Origin of the sequence: Chitinibacter sp. FCG-7 (genome assembly GCF_040047665.1) — a bacterium.
In the GTDB taxonomy this organism is placed as follows: domain Bacteria; phylum Pseudomonadota; class Gammaproteobacteria; order Burkholderiales; family Chitinibacteraceae; genus Chitinibacter; species Chitinibacter mangrovi.
Window position 1 is genome coordinate 982,073 of the sequence record NZ_CP157355.1, and the last position, 16,724, is coordinate 998,796.

Here is a 16,724-nt window from a genome sequence, read left to right on the forward strand (position 1 = left end):
AGCAGTTTTTGCTTTTCAAACCAGCTATTTAGCTATTTTTGACAAACAAAGACAGCTTACAGCGGAGCCGGACTATTCACTCGCCTGCGCCAGCTTTGCGGCCAGTAAAGCCTGCTGTTTTGCTTTGGCTTCAGCGCGCCGATCGAGCGCGAGCTTACCGGCAATCAGAAAGCCCAGCCCGATAAATGCGCCGGGCGGCAAAATGGCGAGCAGAAACTGGTAATTGTATTCAGCCGGAATGACATGGATGATCCATGACTTGGCGGCAGGGCCGAAAACCAGATCAATGCCCGAGAGTAAAGTGCCTTTGCCAATCAGCTCGCGCATTGCGCCCAGTACCAGCAGCACACCGGTCAGGCCCAGCCCCATGAAAAAACCATCCAGCGCCGATTGCAGCGGGCCATTTTTGGACGCAAACGCCTCGGCGCGGGCGAGCACAATACAATTGGTGGTAATCAGCGGGATAAAAATACCCAGCACAATATACAGATCGTGCACGTAGGAATTGAACAACAAATCAACCATCGTCACTAGCGCGGCAATGATCAGAATAAAAATTGGCGCACGCAGCTCATTCGGAATGAATTCCCTAATCGCCGCTACCGCAGCGCCAGAAATCAGCATCACCAGACTGGTCGCCAGTCCAAGCGAGACGCCGTTGACAATATTGTTCGACATCACCAGCACCGGGCACAAACCCAGTATCTGCACCAGCCCGGCATTCTGTTTCCAGATGCTGTTGTGAATAATCGTGCGGGTTTCTTCTTGGCTAATGATCGCCATCTTAGGCTCCAAACAGCACTGAATGCTGACTTTCAACATAGAGCAGCGTATTTTTCACTGCCTTGACCACGGCGCGCGCACTAATGGTTGCGCCTGCCATCGAATCAAAATCGCCGCCGTCTTTTTTCACTGCCCAGCGCTCTGGCTGGGGATGTGTGAGCGATTGGCCATCAAAAGCCAGAATCCAGGCCGATTTAGCCACGTCGATATAGTCGCCCAGCCCCGGCGTTTCCTTGTGCGCCACAACGCGAACACCCAGCAGCGAGCCATCTTTGGCCACGCCAACCAGCAGCTTGATCTTGCCCGAGTAGCCATCAGGGGCAATCGTCTCGATAACCACAGCATCAGTCTGGGTGCCTTTTTTGGCCGGGTAAATTTGCGCGCCCTGCTCGGCGTTCAGCCGCTGCTTCGTGGCCGCATCCTGCGCAATGGCATCGGCCAGGATGTCATTGTCAAAGCTGCCCTTGGGCAACACTTGCGCAATCAGCGCCACTTTGGCGACCTTTTCGTTATTGGCAACAATATCCTTGGTCAGCGCATACGTGCCCGCCATCAGCGCGGTGAAAACCACCGCAAACACCAGCAAAGTCAGCGCGCCACGAACGCCATTCTGCATCATGGTTTTCATGGTTTACGTCCCTTTTTTGGCGGGTGCAGCCGTTTTACGGCCAAAGACCGCTGGTTGCGTGTACTGATCGATAAACGGCGCGGCAATATTCATGATGATCACGGCGAAGGCCACGCCATCGGGGTAGCCGCCATAAGTCCTAATCAGCCAGGTGAGCAAGCCGATCAGCGCCGCATAGATCAAACGCCCGCGTGGCGTAGTGGGTGCAGTCACCGGGTCGGTCGCAATAAAAAAAGCCCCGAGTATCGCCGCGCCACTAAACAGGTGGAAAACCGGGCTGATGTAATGCGCCGGGTCCAGCAAATAAAACACGCTTGAGAACGCCGCCAATGCAGCCAGAAAAGCCACTGGCAGCTGCCACTGGATCACCCGCTGTTGCAGCAAAAATAGCCCGCCGAGCAAATAGGCGGCGGCAATCCAGCCCATTTCACTGGGGAAAACGCCAGCCTGGAAAATCGCACCACCCAAAATATCGCTCATCGCATGCGATTGCATCAGTGCGGTTTTTACTGCATCCAACGGCGTGGCCGAGGCTAGGGTATCGAACGCCAACCCTTGTGGCAGTTGACCTGTGAGGATATACCCAAACTGCTGCCAGGTATTCAAATCAACATTCGGCAATGACAGCGGTGCATTCCAGCGCCCCATTTGTGCCGGGAACGACACAATCATCACGGCAAAACCGATCATCGCCGGATTAAACGGATTTTGCCCCAACCCGCCATATAAATGCTTGGCCAAGCCAATCGCAATCACAGTGGCCAGCACAATCATCCACCACGCCGATAACGGCGGCAGCGACAAGGCCAGCAGCCAGGCAGTCACAATCGCCGAGCCATCGGTGATAAACGGTTTGATCGGATAATTGCGCAATTTCAGGCAAGCCGCTTCGGTGGCAATCGCGGTGACAGTCGCCAGCAAAAGCTGCAGCAAAATGCCCGCACCAAAGACATAGCAATACACGGCAATGCCGGGCAGCAAGGCGCCGGCGACTTTCAACATCACCACTTGCAGTGGCGTTGGTTTTATAAAATGCGGCGATGTACGAATCATGCCTTACCCTCGTCTTCGGCTGCTTTCTTCGCCGCCTTTTTAGCGGCGGCTGCGGCCATCGCTTCTCGAATTTTTGCAGCTTTTTCTGGATCAATCGCTGGTTTTTCAGGCGCTGCGCCTGATTCAGCCGCCGCAGTCTCAGCAGCAGGCTCAGGTGCTGTAGCTGGTAAGCCAGCTTCTTTGGCTGCCTTTTTGGCTGCAGCCGCCGCCATTGCCGCACGAATTTTCGCCGCTTTTTCCGGATCAATTGCAGGTTTTTCTGCTTCAGCAGCAGACTCTACCGCCGGAACCTCTATAGCGGGCTCGGGTGTAGGCGCTGGTGCGCCACCTTCTTTAGCTGCTTTTTTAGCCGCAGCCGCTGCCATTGCAGCGCGAATTTTCGCCGCTTTTTCCGGATCAATGGCTGGTTTTTCTACTTCAGCAGCAGGCTCTACTGCCGGAGCCTCTACAGCGGCCTCTGTAGGCGCTGGTGCTCCGCCTTCTTTGGCCGCCTTTTTAGCTGCAGCCGCTGCCATTGCGGCACGAATTTTCGCTGTTTTGTCCGGATCAATCGCCGGCTTTTCAGCTACAGGGGTATTGCCTGCTAAATCAGGTGCAGAATCGCCTTCAGCCGCACCCCCCCCCTCGGTATTTGCAGCAGCGGCTTTTTTGGCGGCCGCAGCTTTTTTGGCCGCTTCGATTTTGGCTGCGCGCTCGGCATCACGCGCAGCGCGTTGCTCGGGGCTTAGTGCTTCAAGCTCGGCTTTTTCAGCGGCGCGTTTTTCCATGCTCTCTTTGATTTTGGCGGCCTTTTCCGGGCTAACAAAATTGGGGATTTTCGAGTCCGAATTTGGTGACGCTGGTGGTGCTGCGGCCGCACCCTCTTCGGCTTTTTTCGCGGCAGCACGCGCCATGGCCGCTTTGATTTTGGCGGCTTTGTCGTCTGCTGCGGCCTGATCGGCCGGGTTAGCGGTCGTTGCTGCAGCGGCAGGTTTGGGGGCCGCTTTTGCGGCTAGTCTGGCGGCTTTTTCTTCTTTTTCGCGCTCTTCACGGAATTGCTTGAATTCGTGGCGTTCGCGCGCCAGATCGGCCGATTTTTTGGCGCGTTCGGCATCCCAAATCTCAGACTTGGCAAAGCGATAGTAATCAACCAGCTGAATGCTCGACGGGCAGACATACGCACACGCGCCGCATTCGATGCAATCAAACAGATTCCACTCCTGCGCCTTACCAAAATTCTTGGCGCGGGCAAACCAGTACAAATCCATCGGTTGCAATTCCTGCGGGCAGGCTACGGCGCATTCGCCACAGCGAATACACGGCATTTCACGCGGTTTTTCAGGGAACTGCTGCTCGTCCATGGCGATAATGCAGTTACCCGCCTTGGTCAGCCCGACCTGGGTCGATGGCAGCGTAAAGCCCATCATCGGGCCGCCATAAATGCAATCGGGGAGGCCTGCGCCAGCGTTTGAATCCAGTCCTACACCGGCAAAAGCGAGCAGATCATTGATCGGCGTGCCGATGAGCGCTTCCACATTGCCCGGTTTGGGCACCGCGCCAGTGAGCGTGACCACGCGCGAAATCACGGGCTCGGCCAATTCGAGTGCAGCGTAAATGGTGTAAACGGTGGCGATATTAAAACACTGCACACCCATATCGGTGGAGCGCACGCCGCTGGGGACTTCCTTATTGGTCAGCAGTTTGATCAACTGCTTGGCGCCGCCTGATGGGTACAGCGTGGGTACCACGACCACTTCGGCGGCAAACCCGCAATTGCTCAGCGCGTCGTTCAGCGCGGCAACGGCTTCTGGTTTATTGTCTTCAACACCGATGAGGACTTCTTTGGCATTGAGCAATTTGCGCACAATCGAAATGCCGGCAACGATTTCAATCGCGCGCTCGCGCATCAGCCTGTCGTCACAGGTGATATAGGGCTCGCACTCGGCGCCATTGATAATCAGCGTATCGAGTGCGTCGCGGCCTGCTAGCTTCAGGTGCGATGGAAACACCGCGCCACCCAGACCAACCACGCCCATATCCTGCAAGTAATCCCGGATGGCTTTGCTATCGCCGCGCTCTAAAGCCGCTTTCCAATCAAAACGCTCGCGTGCAATCCATTCGTCGCGGCCATCGCTTTCAATGGTGATGCACCATTCGGCCAAACCTGAAGGATGCGCCACCTGCTGCGCGTCAATCGCCACCACTTTACCTGAGGTCGACGCATGGACGGCAACGGACACATTGCCATCATCAACGGCAATCGTCTGCCCTTTGAGCACCAGATCACCGACGCTAACGACTGCTTTGGCCGGATTACCGATGCTTTGCTGCAGCGGAATCACCAGCCGTTGCGGCAAGGGGCCGCGCGCAATCGGCGTGTGGTTGGATAAATCTTTCATTTCCGGCGGATGTACGCCGCCGTGGAAAGGGAAAATTTCGCGAATGGTTTCCATAGCTTATGCCCCCGCCTTCACTTGTTTGAGCTGGATTACGGGGTAACGCCACTTCCAGGTATTAACGTTCTCGCCAATGGTGACCAGATCAATACAATCGACCGGGCAAGGCGCCAAGCACAGCTCGCAGCCGGTGCATTCGGATTCGATCACGGTATGCAGATGCTTGGCTGCACCCACAATGGCATCAACCGGGCAAGCCTGAATGCACAAGGTACAGCCAATGCAGATGTCTTCCCGGATCACGGCCACGGCGCGCGGTTTTTCGGCCGCGCCTCCGCCATCGTCAAACGGCACAAAATCTTTACCCAGCAGATCAGCCAGCTTGCGGATACCATCCTCGCCGCCGGGTGGGCACTGATTAATTTCGGCTTCGTCGTTGGCAATGGCCGTGGCATACGGTTTACAGCCCGGAAAACCACACTGGCCGCATTGGGTTTGCGGCAGAATCGCGTCGATTTTGTCGACCAGCGGGTCTTCGTCCACTTTGTATTTGATCGCGGCAAAGCCCAGAATTGCGCCCAGTAGCAGCGCCAAACCAGCCATCACGGCCAGTGCAAGCAAGAAACTCATTTCACCAACCCTGCAAAACCCATAAACGCCAGACTCATCAGGCCAGCAGTAATAAATGCAGCGGGCGTGCCTTTAAACGCCTGCGGAATATCGGCGCCTTCCATCCTTTCGCGCATCGCGGCAAACAGGATCAGAATCAGCGAGAAACCCACCGCCGAGCCAAAACCGAACACCAGCGATTCAAGCAGATTGTGCCGTGCGGTGGAATTAATCAGCGGCACACCCAGCACCGCGCAATTGGTCGTAATCAGCGGCAGATAAATCCCCAAGGCCTGATACAGCACCGGGCTGGATTTATGAATAAACATCTCGGTAAATTGCACAATCGCCGCAATCACCACAATAAAAGCCAGCGTGCGTAGGTATTCCAGATGCCAGGCCAGCAGCAGCTGGTCGATCATCCATGAGGTGCCCGAAGCCAGCGTCAGCACAAAAGCGGTGGCCAGCCCCATGCCGATGGAAGCCTCCAGCTTTTTGGACACGCCCATAAAGGGGCATAGCCCCAGAATCCGCACCAGCACGACGTTATTGACCAATACCGCCCCAACAAGCAGCAGCAGGTAATGACTGAAATCCATACTTTACTCACCAAGGAGATTGATTGCATGCGCCGGGCAAGCACCCTACTACCGCGCACGTAATGGCTTGGCATTGTACCAAGAGCCGGGGCAATTGCACCCGAGCTTAATCAAAAAAACAATATAACATTCAAGCTTCTATCCAATAAATGAATAAAGCTTATTTAGAAAGACGCAAAAGGTATAAATTGTTATCCGTTTGCGCCTTGATCAGCGCGGTACTAGCGGCTGGCTTGCAGGCTGGCAATCGCATCGGCGCAATCGCCGACCAGATGCGGGCCTTCATAAATCAGCCCGCTATACACCTGTACCAGATCGGCACCGGCGCGGATTTTTTCCACCGCATCGTCGCCACACATAATGCCGCCCACGCCAATAATCGGCAGCGCGCCATCGAGCACTTGCGCCAGCTCGCGAATGACCGTCGTTGATTTGGCGCGCACCGGCTCGCCCGACAAACCGCCAGCTTCCTGGCCGTGGCGCAGATTTTCCACGCCGGTACGCGACAAGGTGGTGTTGGTGGCGATCACGCCGTCGATACGGTTTTCAATCAGCAAACGGCCAATCTCTTCGATTTGATGACTATCCAGATCAGGCGCAATTTTCACCGCCACTGGTACATAGCGCCCATGCTGATCGGCCAGCTTTTCCTGCTCGGCTTTTAACTGGGACAACAAATCGCCCAGCTCGTCACCTTGCTGCAGCTGGCGCAGATTTTTGGTGTTCGGGCTGGAGATATTTACCGTCACATAGCTGGCCGCCGAGTACACTTTGCGCAGGCCAATCAGATAATCATCCGCAGCCTTTTCAATAGGGGTATCTGCGTTCTTGCCAATGTTGATACCGAGTACACCGCGATACTGGGCCTGGGTAACATTTTCCAGCAGATTATCCACCCCGCCATTATTAAACCCCATGCGGTTGATAATGCCGCGCGCTTCAGGCAGGCGGAACAGGCGCGGTTTTGGGTTGCCCGGCTGAGGGCGCGGTGTCACCGTACCGATTTCGAGAAAACCAAAACCCAGCTCGGCCAGCACATCAATGTAATCACCGTTTTTATCCAGCCCCGCCGCCAGCCCCACCGGGTTGGCAAACTCGATGCCCATCACGGTCACCGGATTATTCGGCACGGTGGGCGTCAATGAGCGCAAAAAGCCCATGCTATTGAGCAAGCCCAGCCCTTTAAACGCCGCATGGTGCGCGCGCTCGGCTTCCATCATGAATAACAGGGGTTTTGCGAGTTGATATGCCATTACTAAAACCTTGTGAGGAGTGAGGGGTAAGGGGTCAGGTGTGAGATTTCAATCGCTCTGAAGCAAGGGGCACACCTCACCCCTTACTCCTCACACCTTACTTGCAGCGATTCACACAAGCGTCATAGGTATTCTGCATCAGCGTCGCCACCGTCATCAGACCCACACCGCCCGGCACCGGCGTAATCCAGCTGGCACGCTCTTTGGCGGTATCAAATTCAACGTCGCCACACAGCTTGCCGCTGTCCAGACGATTGATACCCACGTCGATCACCACCGCGCCCGGCTTGATCCATTCGCCCTTCACAAAATTCGGGATACCCACACCGGCCACCACCACATCCGCGCCAGCCACTTTGGCCGCCAGATCTTTGGTTTTGCTGTGGCAAACCGTCACCGTCGCACGGGCAAGCAGCAATTCGAGCGCTTGTGGGCGGCCCACGATATTGCTGGCACCAATCACCACTGCATCTTTGCCCACCAGATCAATACCAGTTTTTTCCAGCAAAGTCATTACACCGCGTGGCGTACATGGACGCAGCAAAGGCATCTTCAATGTAAGGCGGCCGATATTGTAGGGATGAAAACCGTCAACGTCCTTGATCGGGTCGATCAGTTCGATCACTTTGTCGGCATCGATATGTTTTGGCAGCGGCAGCTGCACCAGAATGCCGTCTATATCATCATTCTGATTGAGCTCGGCCACCAGTTTCAATACTTCTTCTTCGCTGGTTTCAGCAGGCAGATCGTAAGCCAGTGAAGTAATGCCGGCGTTTTCGCACTGGCGTTTTTTATTACCCACATACACCTGCGAGGCCGGATCAGAGCCAACCAGAATCACCGCCAGCGCGGGCGCACGCTTGCCGGAAGCAACCCGTGCATCAACTTTGGTACGCACTTCACGAACAATTTCCTGGGAAATGGCTTTACCATCAAGAATCTGGGCTGTCATCGGGGATACTCCGGCAATATTGGCAAAAACGTGATTTTCGCATTGATCGACGTTTTTTTGGACGTTTTTTAAATTTTTACCTTATTTTTTCAAAATGGGCTTGACGACCTGCGCGGCCATCCGTATAGTTCGGCCTCTCTAGTCGGGGCGTAGCGCAGCCCGGTAGCGCACCTGGTTTGGGACCAGGTGGTCGTGAGTTCGAATCCCACCGCCCCGACCAGAATTAAACGCAGTAAACTTGAAGTGTTTGCAGAGCTCCCGTAGCTCAACCGGATAGAGCAACGACCTTCTAAGTCGTAGGTTACAGGTTCGATTCCTGTCGGGTGCGCCAAGCAACTCGTAAAAATCAAAGAATTTAAAGTTTTGTGGTGGCTGTAGCTCAGTTGGTAGAGTCCAGGATTGTGATTCCTGTTGTCGTGGGTTCGAGCCCCATCAGCCACCCCACAAAAGTAAAGGCCTCAGCACACGCTGAGGCCTTTTTCATTTTCGCTTCCAATCCTCTACTGCTTAATCAATACGCTTGCCGCTCGTCTCGCGGCCTAGATTTCTCCCGAATTGGTTTTTTGCCCGGCAAAATAAAACTGCCCATTGCGGATGGTGGCTTCGAGCAGGCGGCGGCCGTAGCCTAGCTCGAGACCGGCGCGGCGGTCTTGCTCGCCAATGGCCAGCACCCAGTCGGCGCCTTCGGGCATTTGTCCGGCCAGTGCGGTGAGCTCCAGCCAGTCTTCCAGTGAGTTGGTATAGGTCATCATTTGAGCATCTCCCCTTCAGTAAAGTACACGGACGGCGACTTGGATTGATTCGAGGTGCTGATGTTTACAACTTATATCGGTCTGAATGCGGACAATTGCAGCTTAGTTGAGCGCGGCGCTGGCCGCGCTGCAAATGCAGTATATCGAGCCGGATGTGGCACAAAATGAAGAATTGATGACGCCGGATTACTGATTTTGTACCGATTCAACGCCACGATTGGCCAGCTGGTCGGCGCGCTCATTGCCCGGATTGCCCGCGTGGCCTTTTACCCAGCGCCATTGCACAGTGTGGCGTGCTACCTGCTCATCAAGCGCGCGCCAGAGGTCTTCGTTTTTCACAGGCTGCTTGGCGGCGGTTTTCCAGCCATTTTTTTTCCAGCCATGAATCCAGGTTTCGATGCCGTTTTTGACGTATTGCGAATCGGTATGGATGGTGACTTCGCAGGCGCGGGTTAGCGCTTTGAGCGCCGAAATCACGGCGAGCAATTCCATGCGGTTGTTGGTGGTGTGGGCTTCGCCGCCGAACAGGTCTTTTTCATGCGCGCCATAGCGCATAAAAGCGCCCCAGCCGCCGGGGCCAGGATTACCTTTGCAGGCGCCATCGGTGTAGATTTCTACCATGATCGGGGTTCACTCTTTAATATGGAAAATTGCAGTATTGCTGCGCCAGCAGGCTGCGCACACATGGAGCGCGCATCATACAGCATCCAGACCATACGCCCCACAACTCACGGGTATATTCATGCAGGTATTATGCAGATTGATCTGCAGACATATACCCATCATCACCAATCACAGGATCAGCATTCTATTCAAGCTGAATGCCGCCAAAGCTGCCACAGCAGGCCAGCGTGAAAGAGCGCACCGCAATAATACCCGGCCAGAAATACCACCGGGTCGCTCATCAGTCGTTGCAGCAAGAACGGCGCAGCCAGATAGGCCAGCAGCATGCAGGCGGCAAACATCCGCCAGCGCTGCGGCGATTTGACTTTTTGCACCAGCAAGCCAATCACCAGCGCCAGAGACACCAGGCTCGCCAGCGATAGCAGCGGAAATACAATAAAGCCGGGCAAGCCGTTTTCCTGCACGATAACAAACGTCGCCAGCCAGACTTGCCAGCCAGCAAAATCAGCGGCTTGCTCGAATACACGCATTTGCAAAAAAGGCAGCAATGCAGCCAGAACAAAGCACAGCATCAGCCCCATCAGGCTGGCCAAACGGCCGACAGATAAGGAGATTCGATTCATTTACAGCGATCTTTTTTGGCTTGCAGGCGCATTTTTTCCACCACGGCGGCGGTGCTGCGGTTGGGCAAAATCACCATACTCCAGTCCGGTTCGATGACATTCATGCCGTGCACCCGTTTGACCACATCCAGACAGTAAATTCCGCCACCTGCGGGCCAGAATTTGTCTCCCGCCGAATCCAGAAAGCGGCTTTTATCCAGCCAGCCTTTGCGCTGCAGCGGCGGGCGATAGCAAAGAAACTCGCCGCGCACCAGTTGCAGATCAAGCAAGGCCAGCCAGTCCTTCAGGCGGTGCAGAGCCAGAAAGTGCCCCTGCCAAGGCACATCATTAGCCTTGAGGCGGCGCAAGCCCCACAGGCTCCACGGATTAAAGCCGCTAATCAGCACCCGGCCTTCGGGCATCATCACGCGCTCGGCTTCGCGCAGCACGGCGTGCGGGTCGCGGGCAAAATCCAGCGTATGCGGCAACACCAGCAAATCCAGGCTTTGCTCGGCAAATGGCAAGGCCTCGGCCATGCACTTGAGCTGTACTCCGCCCGATTGCCCGGCGATACAACGCCACGGCATGCGGTTGGCGCGCAGGCAATCGAGCTGCGGCAGCTCGAGCTGCACGGCTTTGTAGCCAAAAATATCCACCGTGGTACGATCAAACCAGCCAGCTTCGTTATCACGCAGATATTGCCCTAGCGGCGTGTTCAGCCACGCGGCAAAATGTTCAACTGCAGTTGTCATAAAGCATCCTGCAAAAATTTTTACGCTTGGGTCTGTTGATGCTCGGCACCGCCGGAAACCGCCGATGGCAAGACCACTGCTTCATTCAATGACCGGGATATTCACACCATGCTCACTATCAGCGCCATACCGATTTACGAAGATAATTATATTTGGGTGCTGGCGCAAAACCGCAAGGCCATTGCGGTCGATCCGGGTGATGCAGCGCCGCTACAAGCCTGGCTGGCGGCTCAATCGTGCGAGCTGGCTGGCGTGCTGATTACCCATCATCACTGGGATCATATTACGGGTTTAGCTGCACTGGTGCAGGCTTATCCGCAGCTCCCCATTTACGGGCCTGTCGATGTGCAGGCGGTCACGCAGCCACTGGCGGGCGGCGAGCAGATTAATGTACTGGATACCCCTTTCGCAGTGATCGCCACCCCGGGGCACACGCTGAACCATTTGTGCTACTACGGCAATGGTGCGCTGTTTGCGGGCGACACGCTGTTTTCCGGTGGTTGCGGACGATTATTCGAGGGCAGCCCGGCGCAAATGTACGCCAGCCTGCAAACCCTGGCCGCTCTGCCGCCCGAGACCCTGCTGTGCTGCACGCATGAATACACCCAAAGCAATTTGCGCTTTGCGCTGGCAGTCGAGCCGGATAATCCACAACTACAACAGCGAGCCGCCGAAGTCGCCGCCCTGCGCGCCGCAGGCCGGATGAGCCTGCCGTCGCGGCTAGACATCGAGCTAGCCAGCAACCCCTATTTGCGTTGCGATCAGCCCGCTGTGATCGCCAGCGCACAAAGGCATGCACCGCAAGCACAGCAGCCAGCCGAGGTTTTTGCTGCACTGCGCCAGTGGAAAGATCATTTTCGCGGTTGAAGCCCTTTTTTCAAGGCATGCCAGCAGCCCCTGGCGCTGCAGCAACCGAGCAGAAACAATTTAAAAATCAAAGCACTGCGTCAGCCATCCATTTAATCCTGCAATTATGTTGCAACGCTGATTGACAGCGCCGGAAAGCCGCCATTACTATCGTCCAATTCAGCAATTGATCAGGAAACGGGCCAATGAAACTTCGCCTGTGCGCCGCACTTCTTTCCCTTGGTTTTGCCCTGCCCGCTTTCGCTCTGGAGTCAGGCAAACTCGATTACCAGCTTCGCAGTCTCACCCCCGCACCTGCACCTGCCATTACAGCCAATACCCAGCTGGCCATTGATCAGTTATTTACCGATCCAGCCCCGCAAGCGCTCGCCGACTCGCTGCCGCAATGGCAAAAACACACACCGCAGCCATTGGCGTCACAGCAAAATTTGTGGGAGCGGGTGCGCAATGGCTTTGCGATCCCTGATATCGAAAGCCCGCTGGTCACCAAATGGGAAAACTACTACGCCAGCCGCCCCGATTACCTGAACCGGATTATCGAGCGCAGCAATCGCTATCTATATCATGTGGTGGGCGAAGTTGAAAAACGCGGCATGCCAATGGAGTTTGCGTTGCTGCCGATGATTGAATCGGCCTACAACCCCAAAGCCGAATCGCACGCCAAAGCCGCCGGGATGTGGCAATTTATTCCAGACACCGGCAAACGCTACGGGCTGGAGCGCACCTGGTGGTATGACGGCCGCCGCGATGTGGTCGCCGCCACCGATGCCGCACTGAGCTATCTGCAGGATATTCACGGCATGTTTGACGACTGGCAGCTGGCGCTGGCCTCGTACAACTGGGGCGAAAATGCGGTTAAACGCGCGCGTGACCGCAATCTGGCTGCCGGCCTGCCTGCGAGTTATATCGATTTGCGCATGCCCGATGAAACACGCAATTACGTACCGAAATTACTCGCCATCCGCAATATCATCGCCGATCCGGCGGCCTATGGCGTCAAACTGCGCGACATCCCCAATCAGCCCTACTTTGCCACCTTGCAACCGGGCAAGCATATGGACGTGAGCGTAGCGGCCAAGCTGGCCGGGATTAGCGTCGAAGAGCTGCTGCGCCTGAACCCCGGCTTTATCCGCCCGGTGATTGCCCATAAGGAAGATCGCAAGCTGGTGCTACCGATCGAGAAAAAAGAAATATTCGAGCGCAATCTGGCCAGCTACCAGCAGCCATTGCTGAACTGGCAGCCTTACGTCACCAAGCAGGGTGAAAGCTTTGAGCAGCTTGCCAGCACGTTTGGCATCGACTCGGCCGAGCTGCGTGACATTAATGATATTGCCGCCAATGATCGCAGCGCGCGCGGTCAAACGATCTTGGTGCCGAAAGTGGCCGGGCTGGATATTTCCGAGCGTCAGACCTTAGCAGCACTGCATAAAAACCGCGAAGCCGAAGCCATTGATACCGGGGAAAAAGATACTCCCAAACCGGTACTGGCCGCAGCCCGATCAGGCGAGAAGCTCGCCGGTCGCGAGCATAAAGTGGCCAGAGGCGACACGCTATTTAATATCGCCAAACGCTACAACCTGAGCGTAGCCGAGCTCAAAGCAATGAATGGCCTGAAAGGCACACAAGTGGCGCTGGGCGATAGCCTGCGCGTTGGCAACGCCAGCGCAACGCCGCGGTCCTACGTGGTCAAACGCGGTGACACCCTCGCCTCGATTGCCAGAAAGCTCAATGTGGATCTGATGGATTTGAAAAAAATGAACCGCAAGCCCATTACCCCGGGCATGACGCTGGTGATGAATTAAACCGGCAAAAGCTCAACAGCGCCGCTAATAGCCAATATTAGCGGCGTTTTTATTTGTCAGGGTATTGCCATGCAGCCCATATAGGGCAATACGTTCAAAGCAATACCCCAAGTTATTCAAAACTAAACAACACGTCGGCGCGGGAGGCAAAGCTATGTTTCGCTGGATATTCATGCTGGTGGGTCTGGCATTTGGCTGGGATGAATGGGATTTGGTCGGCGGGCTCATCCTGGCTGTGCTCGGCTTTGTCTTTGGCCAATGGCTGGACAAACGCAATGTCAGCACAAACACCGCAAACCACAGGCCGGTCAATAGCATTGCCAGCGAGTTGCAACAACTCAAGCGCCGGGTCTCGCAGCTGGAAGCCGAAATGGCGCAGCTCAAAGGCATGCCCAGCCCGGCGGAGCACACAACGAGCGCCACCGCTAGCGAACCCGCACCGATCTCAACCCCGATCGTCGCCGCAGCAGAGACCGCCCCACCACCTCTACCGCACGGTGCGGATATTATCGCGACAAGTGCACCTGCACCTGCGGCTGCGGCGGCTGCTCTCTATCCCGATGCCGATCCTGCAATCAGTACACCGCTGCCTGCAGCTGCTCAAGCAAGGCCAGCTCACCCGCGCCCGCCCCTCATCAATCCAATATCCAATCCCATCTCCGGGCCGGGCGCGCTGGAGCAAGGGCTAGCAGCGCTGAAAAATTGGTTTCTGGGCGGCAATACCGTCGTCAGGCTGGGGATGCTGATTCTGTTTTTTGGCGTGAGCTTTCTGCTTAAATTTGCCGCCGATAACCAGATGCTGCCGATTGAAGTGCGGCTGGCTGGTTTGTCGCTGGGCGCTGCGCTGATATTTACCATCGGCTGGCGCTTGCGCGAATCGCGCCGCAGCTATGCGCTGATTATGCAAGGCGGTGCGCTCGGCCTGCTGTATTTCACCGTTTACGGCGCGATGAAACTCTACCAGTTGCTGCCGACCACGCCAGCTTTTGTGCTGCTGGCCTTGCTGGGGCTGGCCTCGGCCATCCTGGCGATCCGGCAGGATGCCAGCGCGCTGGCGTTGATGGGAATTAGCGGCGGCTTTCTGGCGCCGATACTGACCAGCGACGGCAGCGGCAATCATGTGCTGCTGTTTGCCTATTTTGCGCTGCTAAATGCTGGGATTTTTGCGATTGCCTGGTTCAAGGCTTGGCGCTCGCTCAATCTACTGGGCTTTGTTTTCACCTACGTGATTGCGCTGCTGTGGGGCGTATTCGACTATCGCAGCGAGCACTACGCCAGCACACAGCCTTTTGTGGTAATTTTCTGGCTGTTTTTTGCCGGAATCAGCACGCTGTACGCGATCCGGCGCAGCCATGCTCTGGCTAGCGTCGTCGATGGCACGCTGGTCTTTGGCACGCCCATCGCCACGCTGGCGCTGCAAGCGCAAATTCTGGATGGTGTTGAGTACGGCATGTGTTACAGCGCGCTGGTCGGCGCGGCTTTTTATCTGGGGCTGGCGGCGTGGCTGCACGCCCGGCGCGATGAGAGCCTGCGTTTGTTCACCGAAGCCCAGCTGGCCATCGGCGTACTGCTGGCCACGCTGGCGATTCCGCTGGCTTTTGATGGCAATGTTACCGCTGCGATGTGGGCACTGGAAGGCGCTTGCGTGGTCTGGGTCAGCCTTCGTCAATCGTCACAACAGCGCAAACTGGCGCTGGTATTTGGCCTGCTGCTGCAATTTGGCGCGGGTCTGGCCGTCGTCATGTCCAGCCCGTATTACACGCCGCTGGCTTTCCTCAATGGCGTGTATCTGGCCGATCTGTTGCTGGCGCTGTCGGGGCTGTTCTGCGCCTGGCAATTGCACGAAAAGCAGCCCGACTGGGCCAGCAAACCCATTCTGCAGACAGCGGGCTGGTTGCTGGGTGGCTGGGGGCTGCTGTGGTGGGGCAAGGCCAATCTGGATGAAATCGCACGCTTTCTAAACGGTGACGCCATTCCGAATGCACATTTATTGCTGCTGGTATTCACATCGGCAGTATTCCAGCAATTCTTCCTGCAAGGCTGGTGGCGCAATGCCAAAGTGGTGGCAATTGCGCTCGGGCCGGTACTGCTGCTGATTGCGCTGGAACAGTTTGGCCAGCTGACGCACTACTTTGCCCTGTGGGCCTGGCTGATTGCGCTAGCGGCACTGTTTGCGCTGCTGTACCAGCAAGACGATGCCCCAAGCGGCAGCGAAAGCTGGCAGCACACCATAGCGGCCTGGTTAACCTGGGGTATATTCAGCAAAGAGATTATCTACCTGGCTCAGCAGCATATACATAGCGAGGTATTCGAGCTGGCGGCGTTCGCGCTGCTGCTGAGCGCAGCGGTAATCGCAGTGAAATATCTGCCGTGGCCGATCAAGGCGCACTGGCGCGCTTACTGGGTGTACGGTACGGCACCGATGGCGCTGGTCTTGCTGCTATGGGGATTTTATAGCGCGCTGTCGGGCGGCGCATCCGGCCTGCCCTTGCTCAATGCACTCGATCTGGCGCAACTGGCCGCTTTGGCCGCGCTGGTGTACTGGCTTAAACCTGCGCTGGCCGAGCTGGATATCCGCAGTACGCCGCGCGTGATCTATGCCGTCCTGGGGCTGGCCGTGTTTGTCTGGCTCAACGCCATGCTGCTGCGCACGCTGCACCACCAGGCCGAGGTGGCCTATACGCTGGACGCATTACGCCATTCAACGCTGGTGCAAATGAGCTTGTCGATCTTCTGGACGATTATCGCGCTGGCGCTGATGCTGGCGGCAACGCGATCACGCTTGCGGGTGCTCTGGCTGATTGGTGCGGGCTTGCTGGGGATTGTGATCGGCAAACTGTTTTTGCTGGATTTGTCGAATATCAGCGGCATCGAGCGCATCGGCTCGTTTATGGGCGTAGGCGTTCTGCTGCTACTGATCGGCTACTTTGCCCCGCTACCACCCAATGACGACGCTGAAGCGGCAGGGGATTAAATCCGGCCAGAATGCAGACAAATTCACTCGCGGGCCATGTCAGGATAAAAGCCCATTGATACAAGCAACAAAGCCACCTTGCGGTGGCTTTGTCAGGCT

15 protein-coding genes and 3 tRNA genes are annotated in these 16,724 nt (G+C 56.2%); 6 read left to right on the plus strand and 12 right to left on the minus strand.

Translation table 11 applies throughout. From position 1 onward, the window contains the following. Positions 1–72 precede the first annotated feature (72 nt). From ABHF33_RS04585 to folD, 8 genes are all read right to left on the minus strand, one after another. Positions 73–783 carry an electron transport complex subunit E gene (locus ABHF33_RS04585; protein ID WP_348945843.1) on the minus strand — a complete coding sequence of 237 codons (711 nt, stop codon included), beginning with the start codon at positions 781–783 and terminating at the stop codon, positions 73–75. A 1-nt stretch (position 784) separates the two neighbouring features. Then, positions 785–1,411, minus strand: coding sequence for an electron transport complex subunit RsxG (rsxG, locus tag ABHF33_RS04590; RefSeq protein WP_348945844.1), 627 nt, complete (start codon positions 1,409–1,411; stop codon positions 785–787). Between the two features lie 3 nt (positions 1,412–1,414). Next, positions 1,415–2,464, minus strand: coding sequence for an RnfABCDGE type electron transport complex subunit D (locus tag ABHF33_RS04595; RefSeq protein ID WP_348945845.1), 1,050 nt, complete (start codon positions 2,462–2,464; stop codon positions 1,415–1,417). Further along, a complete protein-coding gene (rsxC, locus tag ABHF33_RS04600) occupies positions 2,461–4,896 on the minus strand; it encodes an electron transport complex subunit RsxC (RefSeq protein WP_348945846.1) in 2,436 nt (811 codons plus the stop codon). Before rsxC ends, ABHF33_RS04595 begins: the two co-directional genes overlap by 4 nt. A 3-nt stretch (positions 4,897–4,899) precedes the next feature. Continuing rightward, entirely contained in the window at positions 4,900–5,469 is a 570-nt protein-coding gene (gene rsxB / locus ABHF33_RS04605) for an electron transport complex subunit RsxB (protein WP_348945847.1), read from the minus strand. After that, a complete protein-coding gene (gene rsxA / locus ABHF33_RS04610; RefSeq protein ID WP_157670323.1) occupies positions 5,466–6,047 on the minus strand; it encodes an electron transport complex subunit RsxA in 582 nt (193 codons plus the stop codon). Before rsxA ends, rsxB begins: the two co-directional genes overlap by 4 nt. Before the next feature lie 221 nt (positions 6,048–6,268). After that, positions 6,269–7,300 carry a quinone-dependent dihydroorotate dehydrogenase gene (locus ABHF33_RS04615; RefSeq protein WP_348945848.1) on the minus strand — a complete coding sequence of 344 codons (1,032 nt, stop codon included), beginning with the start codon at positions 7,298–7,300 and terminating at the stop codon, positions 6,269–6,271. 97 nt (positions 7,301–7,397) lie between these two features. After that, positions 7,398–8,252 (minus strand): bifunctional methylenetetrahydrofolate dehydrogenase/methenyltetrahydrofolate cyclohydrolase FolD, encoded by an 855-nt coding sequence (gene folD / locus ABHF33_RS04620; protein WP_348945849.1) that lies wholly within the window; start codon positions 8,250–8,252, stop codon positions 7,398–7,400. A gap of 143 nt (positions 8,253–8,395) precedes the next feature. On the opposite strand from folD, the gene ABHF33_RS04625 reads away from it, so the two are divergent. The 3 genes from ABHF33_RS04625 to ABHF33_RS04635 all read left to right on the plus strand — a co-directional run bounded on the left by ABHF33_RS04625 (position 8,396) and on the right by ABHF33_RS04635 (position 8,696). Continuing rightward, a tRNA-Pro gene (locus ABHF33_RS04625) sits at positions 8,396–8,472 on the plus strand. A 34-nt stretch (positions 8,473–8,506) separates the two neighbouring features. Next, positions 8,507–8,583 (plus strand) — tRNA-Arg (locus tag ABHF33_RS04630). Between the two features lie 37 nt (positions 8,584–8,620). Beyond that, positions 8,621–8,696, plus strand: a tRNA-His gene (locus tag ABHF33_RS04635). Positions 8,697–8,791: 95 nt separating this feature from the next. Here the strand turns inward: ABHF33_RS04635 and ABHF33_RS04640 are convergent. From ABHF33_RS04640 to ABHF33_RS04655, 4 genes are all read right to left on the minus strand, one after another. Then, on the minus strand, positions 8,792–9,004 hold the full coding sequence (locus ABHF33_RS04640) for a hypothetical protein (RefSeq protein ID WP_157670330.1): 213 nt from the start codon (positions 9,002–9,004) through the stop codon (positions 8,792–8,794). Between the two features lie 186 nt (positions 9,005–9,190). Next, entirely contained in the window at positions 9,191–9,625 is a 435-nt protein-coding gene (gene rnhA, locus ABHF33_RS04645) for a ribonuclease HI (protein ID WP_348945850.1), read from the minus strand. 191 nt (positions 9,626–9,816) lie between these two features. Beyond that, positions 9,817–10,251 carry a hypothetical protein gene (locus ABHF33_RS04650; RefSeq protein WP_348945851.1) on the minus strand — a complete coding sequence of 145 codons (435 nt, stop codon included), beginning with the start codon at positions 10,249–10,251 and terminating at the stop codon, positions 9,817–9,819. Further along, positions 10,248–10,982 carry a class I SAM-dependent methyltransferase gene (locus tag ABHF33_RS04655; RefSeq protein ID WP_348945852.1) on the minus strand — a complete coding sequence of 245 codons (735 nt, stop codon included), beginning with the start codon at positions 10,980–10,982 and terminating at the stop codon, positions 10,248–10,250. The genes ABHF33_RS04650 and ABHF33_RS04655 overlap by 4 nt, the downstream gene beginning before the upstream one ends. Before the next feature lie 108 nt (positions 10,983–11,090). On the opposite strand from ABHF33_RS04655, the gene gloB reads away from it, so the two are divergent. From gloB to ABHF33_RS04670, 3 genes are all read left to right on the plus strand, one after another. Next, positions 11,091–11,849, plus strand: coding sequence for a hydroxyacylglutathione hydrolase (gene gloB / locus ABHF33_RS04660; protein WP_348945853.1), 759 nt, complete (start codon positions 11,091–11,093; stop codon positions 11,847–11,849). 185 nt (positions 11,850–12,034) lie between these two features. Beyond that, positions 12,035–13,651, plus strand: a complete 1,617-nt coding sequence (locus ABHF33_RS04665) for a lytic transglycosylase (protein ID WP_348945854.1) — start codon at positions 12,035–12,037, stop codon at positions 13,649–13,651. A 154-nt stretch (positions 13,652–13,805) separates the two neighbouring features. After that, on the plus strand, positions 13,806–16,625 hold the full coding sequence (locus tag ABHF33_RS04670; protein WP_348945855.1) for a DUF2339 domain-containing protein: 2,820 nt from the start codon (positions 13,806–13,808) through the stop codon (positions 16,623–16,625). Positions 16,626–16,724: the final 99 nt, after the last annotated feature.

Excerpts from the sequence above, each read along its gene's own strand:
- rnhA (WP_348945850.1), bottom strand. The coding sequence starts at position 9,625 with ATGGTAGAAATCTACACCGATGGCGCCTGCAAAGGTAATCCTGGCCCC.
- ABHF33_RS04585 (WP_348945843.1), bottom strand. The coding sequence starts at position 783 with ATGGCGATCATTAGCCAAGAAGAAACCCGCACGATTATTCACAACAGC.
- ABHF33_RS04670 (WP_348945855.1), top strand. The coding sequence starts at position 13,806 with ATGTTTCGCTGGATATTCATGCTGGTGGGTCTGGCATTTGGCTGGGAT.
- ABHF33_RS04650 (WP_348945851.1), bottom strand. The coding sequence starts at position 10,251 with ATGAATCGAATCTCCTTATCTGTCGGCCGTTTGGCCAGCCTGATGGGG.
- gloB (WP_348945853.1), top strand. The coding sequence starts at position 11,091 with ATGCTCACTATCAGCGCCATACCGATTTACGAAGATAATTATATTTGG.
- ABHF33_RS04655 (WP_348945852.1), bottom strand. The coding sequence starts at position 10,982 with ATGACAACTGCAGTTGAACATTTTGCCGCGTGGCTGAACACGCCGCTA.
- rsxB (WP_348945847.1), bottom strand. The coding sequence starts at position 5,469 with ATGAGTTTCTTGCTTGCACTGGCCGTGATGGCTGGTTTGGCGCTGCTA.
- rsxA (WP_157670323.1), bottom strand. The coding sequence starts at position 6,047 with ATGGATTTCAGTCATTACCTGCTGCTGCTTGTTGGGGCGGTATTGGTC.
- ABHF33_RS04640 (WP_157670330.1), bottom strand. The coding sequence starts at position 9,004 with ATGATGACCTATACCAACTCACTGGAAGACTGGCTGGAGCTCACCGCA.
- ABHF33_RS04595 (WP_348945845.1), bottom strand. The coding sequence starts at position 2,464 with ATGATTCGTACATCGCCGCATTTTATAAAACCAACGCCACTGCAAGTG.
- folD (WP_348945849.1), bottom strand. The coding sequence starts at position 8,252 with ATGACAGCCCAGATTCTTGATGGTAAAGCCATTTCCCAGGAAATTGTT.
- rsxG (WP_348945844.1), bottom strand. The coding sequence starts at position 1,411 with ATGAAAACCATGATGCAGAATGGCGTTCGTGGCGCGCTGACTTTGCTG.
- rsxC (WP_348945846.1), bottom strand. The coding sequence starts at position 4,896 with ATGGAAACCATTCGCGAAATTTTCCCTTTCCACGGCGGCGTACATCCG.
- ABHF33_RS04615 (WP_348945848.1), bottom strand. The coding sequence starts at position 7,300 with ATGGCATATCAACTCGCAAAACCCCTGTTATTCATGATGGAAGCCGAG.
- ABHF33_RS04665 (WP_348945854.1), top strand. The coding sequence starts at position 12,035 with ATGAAACTTCGCCTGTGCGCCGCACTTCTTTCCCTTGGTTTTGCCCTG.